The organism is Labilibaculum sp. K2S (genome assembly GCF_030372765.1).
GTDB lineage: Bacteria > Bacteroidota > Bacteroidia > Bacteroidales > Marinifilaceae > Labilibaculum.
Genome location: NZ_JAUCMW010000006.1, coordinates 149,598 through 163,382, shown reverse-complemented (window position 1 = coordinate 163,382; position 13,785 = coordinate 149,598). Strand labels below are relative to the sequence as shown.

10 protein-coding genes are annotated in these 13,785 nt (G+C 35.0%); 8 read left to right on the top strand and 2 right to left on the bottom strand.

Features of this window, described 5'->3' with window-relative positions; genetic code table 11:
- The first annotated feature begins 42 nt into the window (after nucleotides 1-42).
- Both QUH73_RS09890 and QUH73_RS09885 read left to right on the top strand, forming a co-directional pair.
- Nucleotides 43-552, top strand: coding sequence for a flavodoxin (locus tag QUH73_RS09890; RefSeq protein WP_289530275.1), 510 nt, complete (start codon nucleotides 43-45; stop codon nucleotides 550-552).
- 622 nt (nucleotides 553-1,174) lie between these two features.
- Entirely contained in the window at nucleotides 1,175-3,355 is a 2,181-nt protein-coding gene (locus QUH73_RS09885) for a S9 family peptidase (protein WP_289530274.1), read from the top strand.
- A gap of 326 nt (nucleotides 3,356-3,681) precedes the next feature.
- Here QUH73_RS09885 and QUH73_RS09880 read toward each other — a convergent pair whose 3' ends face one another.
- Both QUH73_RS09880 and QUH73_RS09875 read right to left on the bottom strand, forming a co-directional pair.
- The gene (locus QUH73_RS09880; protein ID WP_289530273.1) at nucleotides 3,682-5,514 is read right to left on the bottom strand and encodes a hypothetical protein; all 1,833 of its coding nucleotides are present in this window, start codon (nucleotides 5,512-5,514) and stop codon (nucleotides 3,682-3,684) included.
- 37 nt (nucleotides 5,515-5,551) lie between these two features.
- Nucleotides 5,552-6,067 carry a hypothetical protein gene (locus QUH73_RS09875; protein WP_289530272.1) on the bottom strand — a complete coding sequence of 172 codons (516 nt, stop codon included), beginning with the start codon at nucleotides 6,065-6,067 and terminating at the stop codon, nucleotides 5,552-5,554.
- A 723-nt stretch (nucleotides 6,068-6,790) separates the two neighbouring features.
- Here QUH73_RS09875 and QUH73_RS09870 point away from each other — a divergent pair.
- From QUH73_RS09870 to ilvD, 6 genes are all read left to right on the top strand, one after another.
- Nucleotides 6,791-7,168: a NifB/NifX family molybdenum-iron cluster-binding protein gene (locus QUH73_RS09870; protein WP_289530271.1), complete on the top strand. Its 378-nt coding sequence runs from the start codon at nucleotides 6,791-6,793 to the stop codon at nucleotides 7,166-7,168.
- A gap of 366 nt (nucleotides 7,169-7,534) precedes the next feature.
- A complete protein-coding gene (locus QUH73_RS09865; RefSeq protein ID WP_289530270.1) occupies nucleotides 7,535-9,496 on the top strand; it encodes a GNAT family N-acetyltransferase in 1,962 nt (653 codons plus the stop codon).
- A gap of 510 nt (nucleotides 9,497-10,006) precedes the next feature.
- Entirely contained in the window at nucleotides 10,007-10,270 is a 264-nt protein-coding gene (locus tag QUH73_RS09860) for a YtxH domain-containing protein (RefSeq protein ID WP_289530269.1), read from the top strand.
- A gap of 66 nt (nucleotides 10,271-10,336) precedes the next feature.
- On the top strand, nucleotides 10,337-10,705 hold the full coding sequence (locus QUH73_RS09855) for a hypothetical protein (protein WP_289530268.1): 369 nt from the start codon (nucleotides 10,337-10,339) through the stop codon (nucleotides 10,703-10,705).
- 88 nt (nucleotides 10,706-10,793) lie between these two features.
- Nucleotides 10,794-11,021, top strand: coding sequence for a hypothetical protein (locus QUH73_RS09850; protein ID WP_289530267.1), 228 nt, complete (start codon nucleotides 10,794-10,796; stop codon nucleotides 11,019-11,021).
- A gap of 834 nt (nucleotides 11,022-11,855) precedes the next feature.
- Nucleotides 11,856-13,691: a dihydroxy-acid dehydratase gene (ilvD, locus tag QUH73_RS09845; RefSeq protein WP_289530266.1), complete on the top strand. Its 1,836-nt coding sequence runs from the start codon at nucleotides 11,856-11,858 to the stop codon at nucleotides 13,689-13,691.
- Nucleotides 13,692-13,785 lie beyond the last annotated feature (94 nt).

Genomic DNA, 13,785 nt, shown 5'->3' with positions numbered 1-13,785 from the left:
ATAGTCTGGTTACTATCTACTCTGTACTAGATACTTAAAAAGATGAAAAAAATAGGTTTATTCTATAGTTTTAATACGAACAAAACAGCTAAGAATGCTGAAAAAATAAAAAAAGCTTTTGGATCTTCAGCAGAAGTGGAAAGTGTAAATGTTGAGGAAGTTGACGAAGAAATTTTTTTGGCTTATGATAATTTAATATTAGGTGTTCCAACATGGTTCGATGGTGAATTACCAAACTACTGGGACGAGTTTATGCCTGCTATTGAGGATCTAAAGCTAAAAGGCAAAACAGTTGCTTTGTTTGGTTTAGGCGATCAGGTCGGATATCCTGAAAACTTTGTTGATGCGATTGGTCTTTTGGCAATTGCACTGGAAGAACGAGGAGCAAAAGTAATTGGATTGACTTCTCCGGAAGGCTATAAATTTGAAAAGTCTGTTGCCTTACGCGATGGCAAATTCTTAGGTTTGGCTCTTGATATCGAGAATCAAGCCGCTTTATCACCAGAAAGAATTGAAGCTTGGGTTCAGCAATTAAAAAAAGAGTTTAAATAGATTCCTTTATTGTAATTAAATAGTTGACAGGCTTCCCCGAAAGGGGAAGCTTTTTTTTTGAAAGTGAATTGATAAACTAAAAATTGTTGTGCCACACTGCCTCACATGTCGTGGTACGGTACTATCAATGGTCGTGGTGTGGTACCATCAGTAGTCGTGGTAGTAGTCAGATGGTGGTCGTGGTACGATACCATTAGTAGTCGTGGTAGTAGTTAGATGATGGTCGTGGTAGTAAGGCAACTATTAATTTGGTACTTTATCTGTTCGGTTTTATTCATCTGTATTACGTAGAACGATTTTAAATCAGGCCTGTAGTTGATCATCAGAAATAGGAGTTCAAAAAAAAATTATAGATTTACTGCATCTACAAAAATTTATGAATAGAATTGTTCCCATACTAAATAAGCATTCCTACAAGGGGCTCTACGAATGTTGGATTTGTTAATCCAGCCTTTTCTTTTTTTATTCAATCCGAGGTTTTCTATCTTAGCCTTACTGCCTAAATTCATAGTTGGTTGATGATATCCTGCTCGATATCAATCGATGTGATGTTTATTATTTTAATGCCACATCAGTAGATTTCGGTATTTGACTCAAAACTCAACAAATACTCAAAAAAAACATGAAAAAATTAACACTAATTCTATTTGCCCTGTTAAGCCTGACTTTGGTGCAGGCGCAAAAGAGCTTTACGCTCGAAGACATCACAAACAATGGCACCTTTCGCGCCCGTTCTGTTTACGGATTACGTTCCATGAATAGTGGAGAATCGTATACCGTTTTAAAACATGGAATTCGAATTGAAAAGTTTTCTTATGCAACGGGTGAATCCGAAGAAATAATTTTTGATCTGACCGAGACAGGAACCGATAAAATTGAAAGAATTGATAGCTATCAGTTTTCGTCTGATGAGCGAAAAATTTTAATTGCCAGCAATCGACAGAATATTTACCGACATTCTTATTCTGCCGAGTTTTATGTGTACGACCGCGATAAAAAGACTTTAGAAGCTTTGTCGACAGGCAGACAGCAATTGGCTGATTTTTCACCTTCCGGCGATCAGATTTGTTTTTTTCGAGACAATAATCTCTTCATAAAAGATCTTCAGAAAAAACATGAGCTTCAGATTACATTCGATGGCAAGTACAATCACATTATTAACGGAGCGCCCGATTGGGTTTATGAGGAAGAGTTTTCTTTTAGTCAGGCTTACCAATGGTCGCCCGATGGCAAGCGAATTGCCTTTATGCGTTTCGATGAGAGTAAGGTGAAACAATTCAACATGACCGTTTTTAAGGGAACGAATCCTGAGAAAACAGAGAATGCCTTGTATCCTGAAAATTACACGTTTAAATACCCAAAAGCAGGAGAAGACAATTCAGATGTAAGTGTGAATGTATATGATTTGCAATCGGAAACCACACAAACAATGGATGTCGGCAAGGAAACCGATCAATACATCCCACGAATTTTGTGGACTCAAAATCCCAAAGTGTTGAGTATTGTTAGAATGAACCGCCATCAGAATCATTATGAGCTTTTGTTGGCTGATGCAGAAAGTGGAAAATCCAAATTATTGTACGAAGAGAAGAACGAAGCCTGGATTGATATTAACGATGATTTGAGCTTTTTGAAGGATGGGAAACATTTTATTTTTACCAGTGAAAAGTCTGGGTTCAATCACATTTACTTGTACGATTTGCAGGGAAATCCTGTGAAGCAAATAACCGATGGCGATTGGGAGGTAACTCGATTTTTAGGCTACAATGAGTCCAGTAAATTGTTTTACTATCAAGCAGCAGCTGTTTCTCCTTTGCAACGCGAAATTTATGCTGTAGATATCAAAGGAAAGAAAACCACGCAACTTAGTGCAGATAAAGGAACTAATACCGCAAATTTTAGCAAAGGATTCAAATACTATATCAACTATTTTTCGAGTAACGAACAACCTGTTTTGGTGACTTTGCACAATGCAAAAGGAAAGCTGATCCGTACATTGGAAGAGAACCAGGACCTTAAGAAAAAAATGCAGGAGTATCAGTTGCCAAAACGTGAGTTTTTCAGCTTTACAACCTCCGAAGGTGTTGACTTGAATGCCTGGATGATGAAGCCGGTTGGTTTCGACAGCACCAGGGAATATCCTGCTTTACTAACCTTTTATGGCGGTCCGGGCTCTCAGGAAGTATTGGATCGCTACACTTTCGATTGGTCAGATTATTTGGCACAAGAAGGATTTGTAGTGGTTTGTGTTGATAACCGGGGAACAGGTGGCAGAGGAGAAAAATTCAAGAAATGCACCTATATGCAAATTCAGAATCTGGAAGCCATCGATTTAATCGAAACAGGAAAGTACATGGCAAAACAGCCTTTTATTGCTGCTGATAAAATTGGCGTATATGGCTGGAGTTTTGGCGGACAAATGTCCTCTTTGTGCATGTTTCGTGGGGCTGATGTGTTTGCAGCAGGAATTGCTGTTGCGCCGGTAACTACCTATCGCTATTATGACAGTATTTATTCAGAAAGATACTTACGTACACCGCAGGAAAATCCGAAAGGATACGATGAATATGCTCCTATTTACTTTGCAGATCAATTAAAAGGGAAATTCTTGCTGGTACATGGAACAGCTGACGACAATGTGCACATGCAGAATACTCTGGAGCTGGCCGAAGAGTTGGTTCAACACAACAAAAAATTTCAGATGCATTTGTATACCAACCGAAATCATGGCATTTATGGCGGAAATACCCGTTTGCACTTGTTTGGTATGATGACCGATTTTTTAAAGGAAAATCTAAAATAGAAGATTAACCACAAAGAATTTGTCAAAGGACAATAATATTTCAGCCCGGAGCAACAACTTCGGGTTGTTTTGTACCTGGGAATCCGTCACGAAATGGAATGATAAGAAAAGAGTTGCTTTTTCTCGCGACGGAACAATAACACCTCGAAACGGAATTGATAAAAAGTTAATCTAAAATTGATAGTAAGAACATCTGTTTGCACTTGGCAAACACGATATTTGAATTGTCCTCTTTTCTGAAATTTGCCTGTCAGATTATTATTTAGTATAGAAAATATTGCTCTTTTCCTGCTAATAATGTTTAAAGAGTTTTTTTGAATTCAGTATTAATTAAACATATTCCAAATCATTAGTATGATACCTCCAATAACCTTTACTAAAAATATAATGATTTTGACAATATAATACAATATCCAGTAAACCACTTTAAAGATATAAACAAGTATTACAAATAGAAATGTCATAATTAATGAAATGCCCAAGGCATTGAGAAATCCCCAAATAAGAAAACTGCAAATAGTAACAATACTATTCAGAAGTAGACCAGTCAGAACACGAGTAAAAAAACCTGGTATTTTAACGATATGTTGTGTTGCAATTTTTTTTACGTAATAGGCTGAAAGAACACTTAATGCCAAATGGACAATTGTTTGAGTCCATGTATGATATGTATAAAGCCAGGATTCCGGATTATTGATAAAATCAACGTAATTAAATACGTAATTAATATATTTATAATATTGAAAACTGTAAATGCTCCCAATTGTGGCAAAAAACAGCAATGATACATATATGCCCAGTTGGAATGAAATACGTATTCTGTTTTCAATAGTTTCTAAAGAACTTAGAATATGTTCCTGAATTTCAAAGGAATTTATTGATTCTGCTTTTTTGAAAAAATTCCTTGCTTGCGTTATTAAGTAAAATTTTGCATGATCATATCCTTTTGTCCAATATTCTTTTGCCAGATTGGACATAGGACTATTCCCTTGGATCACCTCAAGATCATCTCCATAAAATAAGATATCATAGTTATTATCTTCGAATTTGTATGACATCATCCAGGTATCGATTAATTCAATGTCCAGGTGCTGAAACCTTATAATTTCATCTTCTTTCTTTTCTTTATATGCATTTTCAAGTAAACTATTTGTCAATTGATTGATGTGGCCTTCTTTAGGAAAAATATTTATTGTTTCATCATCTATTCCTCTTGACTGAAGAGTAGTTCTGTTTATTACCTCAGCTTTTTGCATAAATTCAGGAAATTTTTCCTGAATTTCTGGATGAAAATGATACTCTTCCTGAGTGTTAAAATTTAGATTCTGAGTGATGTAATAATAGTGCAATAGATGTTTGTGCCCTTTACATTCAGGACATTGATTGCGACCGCTGCCTTTGCAGGTAGGACAAGTAACACTACCTGTACCTTTGCAAGTAGAGCAAGTTAGTTTACCCTGTCCTCCACATTTTGAGCAGGTCTGTTTCCCATTTCCTGAACATTGATTACATGGTTCTTTTACATATACAGAATAATGCTCTTCTCGAAAATAGCCATTACGGTTATATTTCGGATAGTACGGACCATTTTTTTCCTCGTAAAATATTTTTTTGATTTGAGTCTCAGGCTTCGATTTATATCCCAAACCTTTACAATTGGCACACTGTTCTGTTCCATTCCCCTTGCATTTGGAGCAGGTTTCTTTTCCCGAACCCTTACATTTAGAACAATCAATGTGTTTGTTTCCATGGCATTGAACACAATTGATCCAGCCCTGAGCATTACAAATAAAACAATTTTTGATATGCTTGGAGCATTCCAGAATGTAGTTTTTTTCTGAGTTTGTAAAGGAACTTAATTCCGGACATTCAAACTCCCAAACGTCGAAGTCTGACAATGCTTTGTAAGTACGCTCTTTAATTTTTTCACCTTTATAAGGTTTGTGTCCTTCATGCTTACTTCTTCGTTCGAATTGTGTATGCAAAGTAATTGGATATGCGGGAAGGTATTGAATATCTGTAATTTCTATTTTGTTGCCAAAATCAGTATAAGGATGATTGGGGATAGAAGCAGCCCACTCAGTAATTTTTTGTGTAAGTTTTTTCCTGAGTTTATTATCGTTGCTGCATTGTGAACTATATGTGAATTTTGTAGCCATTCGTATTTAACTAGTATTTATAATTATTCGTATTTAACTAATTATCTGTATCCTCCTCGTTGGGATCATCTTCAAACATGTCGAAATCATCTTCTGAATAGGCATTAGACTGAGCCCTAGATACCTCATAACTAATGAGGAAAGGATCCCGTGGATCGGGAAGTTTCATAGGATATAAATATCGAATTACTGAGACGACTAATAATACGGAAGAGCAAATCAGGAAGAATAGCCATATAATAGGAATGTATATTGCTGGGATTTTATACAGGTATTTTCCTGCTCCGGCAACAGTATAATAAGTACGAAGAAACCAATTTTTATCTTTGTGGTACGTTTTTAAACGAGAGATATTAGCTGAGAGTGAATCTAGAGCAATAGTGGCTTTTTCAATACTAAAGTATTTTATATTCTCACTTGATAGTTGATTGGTATCCGCATTACTGTTTAACAGCCATTGGATAGTATATGCTCTGTGGTTTTGTGTCGTATTTATTGAATCGACTTGTGCCGAAAATGCAGAAATGCATATTAAACTGAAAAAGATTAACATGTTTATTCTTATAATGTTTGAAAAAAAATGCCTTTTATTTCTCATTTTTTTATAATTGATATTTATCTGGTTAAACTATGTATTTTAATTAGATGCAATACAGCTCCAAATTTTATCTGAATAGAGTGAATTATTAGGTATTACTTATGTGTGTTGTATTTTACAGGGACTTATTTCGATTTATTGAGTAGTTTGAAATATTTCTACTTTCTTAATGCCTTTATAGTATTAAAAAAGAACAAACAATATTATTACAGTTAATGGTCTCTTCATAAATCAAATTATCAAGTATTAGAATTCAATTTTGTATTCGTATTTACTGCCAACTTAAAACAATAACTTTCTTATTTCACAATCCCAAAAATAATAAATTATCAATCCTGTTCTAAACATTTTCCAGCAATTTTAATCAAAATCTAGAATTAGATATTTCAGGTCATTATGCATTTCTCGCCCAAAAAAGCGGAAGCTTGGTCAGCCAACAAACACAACTAATACCGATTAAAATATGAGTTCCTGTAGGGTTTAACTTTATCCTCTCATTAGCGGAAAATTAATCTGGATAAAAAAATTCCTATTTTTAAAACGTATTAAAGCAATTTACAGATGCCTTATTTGGAATTATTCTGAGAATCAAAGCCCAGAGTTCTAACTAATGTTTATTAATTTTATAAAACAAAAGGATAGAATACTTTTGCGTTAAATCAACTAATAAAAAATAAAATGAAGATAGCAGTACCAGTAACAAGCAACAGAGAAATCGATGGTCATTTTGGTCATTGTGAATTTTACAATGTGTTTACAATTTCAGAAAACAAGGAAATTGTTGATGTGCAAAAGATGGAATCACCACAGGGGTGTGGCTGCAAATCGAACATTGCATCGGTTTTGGCTGAAGCAGGTGTAACAATTATGCTCGCCGGAGGAATTGGTAATGGAGCAATCAATGTGCTTAACAATTCAGGGATTGAAGTGGTTCGTGGCTGTTCGGGCGATGCTGAGGAAGTGGTTAAGCTGTATGTTGCAGGCTCGGTAAGCGATAGTGGCTCGAGTTGTCAGCATACTCATGGCGAAGGAGAAGATCATCAATGCAGTCACTAAAATTATCTGTTTAAGAAGAAAATTGCGGGAGTAGAAAGAACATATTTTGCAGTTTGGCCGGGCAGCATGCCTAAAAATCTATTTAACGATAGGGTTAGCCATATTTAAACAATGGGAAATGCAACTGTTTGGTACAACTAAAGAGGTTTATAGTCAACACTATAAACCTCTTTTTTTATGATGGAAATAAGTGCTGATTAAGTAATGTTTTTTTAACGGATTATATTGGTGAAAATATTTGTAAAATCGGAAATCTTCAATCACTTTTATTATTTAATTTGTAGTAGTAAATGTTATTTGTATTTAAATCAACAAGTAAGCTTAGTTCATTATTAATCAGTGTTATAAACGACTGTAAGAAGTGTTATGAATGTTAAGATAAGAAAGTCCGACATCAATGATTTTAATTTTTTAGTAAAATTAGAAGAGGAGTCTTTTCCAGCTTTTCAACAAAGTACAAAACAGAGTATCAAACATGGTATTCAAAGTGAGTTTCAGGAGATATTAATCGTTGAAACAAAGGATAAAAACAGAGTCCCGATTGGTGCTTTGGTTTTGTTTAAATACAGTAAATCATTACGCATATACTCTATAGCAATATTGCCTGAATACCAGAATCTGGGATATGGTGATTATTTACTTAAACATGTATTTGAATTTGCCAATCGTCAGAATTACGAAAAAATATTGATTGAAGTAAGTGTAAAAAATACAAAGCTAATAGACTGGTATAAGCAAAGGGGATTTAATTCTTTCGAAAGAATACCTGACTATTATGGCGAAGGAGAGGATGCTGTGAAAATGGAGTTTAAAACTAATATTGCTTCATGTTCTCATAAAACAACCAATATTATTGTAATTAATCAACCTTATAAATGGACATTCCCGGATATAAATGCGAAGATTATTACCGTTAAAGAATATATTAATAATCCAGTATATCAGACCAATACAGATTTTAGAATCTTTAACTTGTGCAGCAGCTATAAGTATCAAAGTTATGGTTATTATGTTTCTTTACTTGCTTCGGCCCGTGGGCAGCGTATTATACCAAGTACAATTACGATTCGTGATTTTCGTATCGTAAACGTGATTCATTCCATTGCTTATGATATTGAGGAATACACCAATAAATCATTGCATAAGGAGAAGGGAAATACTTTTTCTTTACATATTTATTTTGGACAAACAAATACCAAAGGTTATAGTTCGCTGGCGGCTAAGCTTCATCAATTGTTCGAAGCACCTTTGTTCAAAGTTGATTTTATTAAGCATGATGAAAAATGGATTATTAAAAAAGTTCAGGTTTTAACCCTGAATAAGGTGGCAGAGCAGGATTTAAATTCGGTGTATGAATTTGCCAAAAAGTATTTCAATAAAAAAAGATTTCACAGCACGAAACTGGTTAATTACAAGTACGATATAGCTGTACTTGTAAATCCTAAGGAAGAGAATTCACCTTCTTGCCCTAAAGCATTGCAGAAATTTAAAAGTGCGGCCAATCGAAGGGGATTATATTTGGAATTTATAACAAAACAGGACATTGATAAAATCAATGAATTCGATGCTTTGTTCATTCGGGAAACAACAAGTGTAAATGATCATACTTATGAATTTTCGCGTACAGCTTATGCCGAAGGTTTGGTTGTTATTGATGATCCATGGTCTATTTTAAGGTGTTCCAATAAGATTTATCAGAATGAAATATTTAAGAAGCATAAATTATTAACGCCTGAAACAGAGGTTTTCACCAAGAATTTATTTGATCCTAAAGTTTTGAATAACATGAATTATCCCTTGGTGCTAAAACAGCCCGACAGTGCTTTTTCATTAGGGGTGATAAAGGTTGAAGATAAAGTTGAAGCCCGTGCCGAAATAAATAAGCTTTTTAAAATTTCGGATATGGTTGTTTGTCAGGAATTTCTTTACTCCGACTTCGATTGGCGAATTGGAATTATTGATAATACGCCACTGTTTGCCTGCAAATATTACATGTGTAAAGATCATTGGCAAATATACAATTGGAAAGGCGAAGAGGAAGATAAAACAGGTAATTCTGAAACAGTTAATATTGAATCTGTTCCTGAAATTGTGGTGCAAACAGCTTTAAAAGCATCTGCGTTAATAGGAGATGGTCTGTATGGCGTAGATTTAAAAATGATAGATGGTAAAGTTTATGTGGTTGAGGTAAATGACAATCCAAATATCGATGATGGCATTGAGGATTTTGTGTTAAAGGATCAATTGTACGATACAATTATTGATTCGATATATCAGAGAATAGAGATCGCCAAAAATGTGCAGCGAATAGATTTTAGACGAAAATAAATATCAAAAAACCAGGTTGTTGTGTTTGTATTGATAAAAATGTGAGACTAGGTTTTTCATTTATATCTTGATGTTTTGCAAATTCGGTGAAAAATAATACGAATCAAAAATCAGATTAAAATGAAAACAAAATTTTTTCTGATCATGCTGTTCTTGGCCTGCACGATCTCAGTCTATAGTCAGCAATTGCCTAAAGAGTATTGCGAAAAACTATTTTAGTATATTTTGCAGGCTTTTTATTAATTAATTAATAGGTTCAAAAGATTTTATAAAAAAATACAGAAACTGTCTCTATGCCAATATCACTATGATATTGGCATTTTGCATTTGTAAAAGTTTTTGTGCTGAAGAATTCATTACTGTGCGAACAAACAAGATTAACTGGAGAAAGAAAGGCTTCCTGGCTAATGAAAAAATTGATTGCTGTGGTAAAATTGCTTAACTTGATACAAGACATCACATTTCATATTGTTATAATATGTTTATTGTTTCATTTAAAAAATATATACTATGTCAAGTACAGGAGGAATTGTTGCAGGCTTGCTAGCTGGCTGTGCAATTGGTATTGGTTTAGGAGTTTTATATGCTCCCGATAAAGGGGAGGTAACCCGTAAAAAAATGAAAGCTAAAGCAAAAGAAAAAACAGATGAATTAGAGGTTACTTTTGAAAAGAGTATGACGAAAATACGGGATAAGATGGACGAATTAATTGTGGATCTGGAAAAGAAATTAGAAGATTTTAGGAGCAAAGAAAAGGAAGAAAAAGTGGTGTGATTTTCTCTCACATCTAGTTGATATAGATCAAATTATTGAAATTTAGTTTCTTAAAACAAAAAGGTGTTGGAAAAAATCGCTGAGCAGTTCGTGCAATTGAAAGAATTACTAATTGAGTATTTCGATTCTAATGTTGAATACTATAAGTTTGCTGGTTTCGAAAAATTAATGCAATTCGTCGTAGCCCTTACGTTTGCCGCTGTGTTTTTCATATTGCTTATGCTTGCCTTGTTCCTTTTTGGATTTAGTGCTGCTATATGGCTGGGCGATATGCTGGAAAATGAAGCGGCTGGTTATCTAGGTATAGGTTTCTTTTATCTTTTTTTGTTGTTATTGGTTTATCTTCTTAAAAAACCTTTGATTGAGCGGCCATTGATCAAATTCTTTCATCGATTCCTTTTCAAAAAGGAAAATAAAAATAATGAACCAAGCTGAATTCTATCGATTCGAGTGCCAAAGCTATGGGCTTATTGTTCCAGACTTTATCAGAAATTACAGGACTCTGTACGAAAAAAGACATTAAATGAAGCACTTTCGGTCACTTAAGGATATTGAAAAAGAAAGATATCGCCTTTATCTGGAAAAAGAGTTGGTTGGTTACAAATTGGAATATTTTTTCCGAAATGCTAAATCTAATTATTCCATTGAAAATCTTTTTCGGAAAAGGATTAGTAATTGGGTGGGTAGGTTAATTGGACGATTCATTTGGAAAAAGTCCACACCTGAAAAACCTATGGATTCTAATAGTTGAAAGGGGAGTTTACTGCTAAAAGCAGGGGTGTAGGATACAGAGTAAGATTTTTAATTTAGAGACTGTTGAAAAATAAATTTTCAATAGTCTCTGTTTTTTTGGTGGAATAGTAGATGGAAACTAAGAAAGAAGGATTGGGTATTTTGTTTCGAACTTGGCTAAAAGCAGAGGGGTGCAAAGCTTTGCATAAAATTATTTTTAGTTTATTTTGTCTGTTTTTTGCCAATTGAAAGTTACATTTAATTACTATTGATTAAAAAATTGTAAGTGCTGATAATCAGTTGTTAATGTTCATTATTTAGATTGTTTTCAGATTGAAAAATGCAATTGGGAATCGTAAGATTTGCAAATAAGGGATTTTTCCTCTTATATTTGTCGCATAGATTTGTCAACGTAATCAGATCGAAAGAGAGATTGTAGATGTTCGTTGACAAAGTTAAAAACAAATTTATGAATCCTTAGAGGTTCAAACCAACAAAAAGAATATGCAATTTAATTCAGTAATTATTATTAGCGTCATTATTCGCGTCCTTCTGGACACGATTCGAGGCTGAGCATATTTAAATTAAACGAATTTAATTTTACAAAATATCTAAGGCCTCTTCAAAATGAAGGGGCTTTTTTTTGATCCGGTTATTGTATGTTATCATTTAAGGTAGTCATTATCGTCATTATTATTTCAATTGTCATTATTAGAATGACAAGGAGGGAAAGCGTGCACATTCAATAACTTTCGGTACAAACGAAATTATTTAGCGCCCTTTCCAACGAAAGGGCTTTTTTTTTGATCCAAACAAAAACATGCAGGAATAAACTATTAACGAATTAAGCAAAATGTATAAAAATAAATTACGCAGTGATCAGACCACACAAGGCCGAAGAATGGCTGGAGCGAGAAGCTTGTGGCGGGCAAACGGAATGAAAGAAGAAATGTTTGGAAAGCCGGTTATTGCGGTGGTGAACTCTTTCAGCCAATTTGTACCGGGACATGTGCACTTGCAAAATGTAGGGCAAATGGTAAAGGCGGAAATTGAAAAGGCCGGCTTTTTTGCTGCTGAATTTAATACGATAGCTATCGACGATGGAATTGCAATGGGACACGACGGAATGCTTTATTCTCTGCCTTCACGCGACGTAATTGCCGATAGTGTTGAATATGTTTGCAATGCGCACAAGGTTGATGCTATGATCTGTATTTCCAACTGTGATAAAATTACTCCTGGAATGATGATGGCAGCCATGCGATTAAATATCCCAACTGTTTTCGTGTCGGGAGGACCAATGGAAGCCGGTGAGTCGAAAGGTGAGAAGCTTGATTTGGTGGATGCCATGGTAAAAGCCGGTGACGATAGTGTTAGTGATGAGCGCATGCAGGAAATTGAAGAATCAGCTTGTCCGACATGTGGCAGTTGTTCAGGAATGTTCACTGCCAATTCAATGAATTGTTTAAACGAGGCTTTGGGTTTGGCATTGGCAGGAAACGGAACATTACTGGCTACACATAAACTTCGTAAAGATTTATTTATTGATGCGGCACAATGCATTGTAGATATTACGAATAAATATTACAAAGAGGGTGACGATCGTGTTTTACCAAGATCAATTGCTACAATTGATGCATTTCGAAATGCAATGACCTTGGATATTGCAATGGGAGGATCAACGAATACTGTGCTTCACTTGTTGGCAATTGCCCATGAAGCCGAAGTTGATTTCACGATGAAAGATATGGATGAGCTTTCCCGCAAAACACCAAATTTGTGTAAAGTAGCTCCAAATTCGCCTAAATATTACATCGAAGATGTGAACAGGGCGGGAGGAATCATGAGTATTCTTGCAGAATTGGATCGCGGAAATCTTTTAAATACTGATGTGTATCGTGTAGATTCTACCAACCTAAAAGAAGCTTTGGAATTGAATGATCTTCTCTCTGAAAAGTTGACTGCTAAAGCACTGGAAATATATCATGCTGCACCAGGTCAATTGGGTCGAAACTTGACTTTTGCTTCTCAAAATACAGCTTTTAAGGAGCTGGATAAAGACAGAGAAACCGGTTGTGTCCGAAGTATGGAAAATGCCTATACTCAAGATGGTGGATTGGCAGTTCTCTTCGGAAACATTGCTCCAAACGGAAGCATTGTAAAGACGGCAGGAGTAGATCCGTCAGTTTTCGATTTTACAGGTACAGCAAAAGTATATTATTCGCAGAAAGATGCTTGCGAAGCCATTCTTACAAAACAGATTAATGCTGGCGATGTTGTTGTGATTCGTTACGAAGGACCAGCTGGTGGACCCGGAATGCAGGAAATGCTGTATCCAACCTCTTACCTGAAATCAATGGGATTGGGAGCAAAATGTGCTCTGATTACTGATGGACGTTTTTCTGGAGGAACTTCCGGATTATCAATCGGTCATGTGTCTCCTGAAGCAGGAGCCGGAGGAGCAATTGCTTTAATTCAGAATGGTGATAAAATTGAAATCAGTATCCCTAAAAGAAGCATTAATGTCTGTATTTCTGATGAAGAATTAGCACAGAGAAGAAAAGACGAAGAAGCATTTGGCCGGGAAGCATTTGTGCCACGAGGACGTAATCGTCAGGTTTCAAAAGCTCTTCAGGCTTACGCAAGACTTGTGTCTTCGGCAGATAAGGGAGCAATCAGACAATTATAAATTATTAATTAAGAATTAATAATAGAGTCAAAGAAGTCAAAAAACGTTAAGGAATTTACAGCTTTCGACTTGTGGCTTTTGGCTAAAACAACAA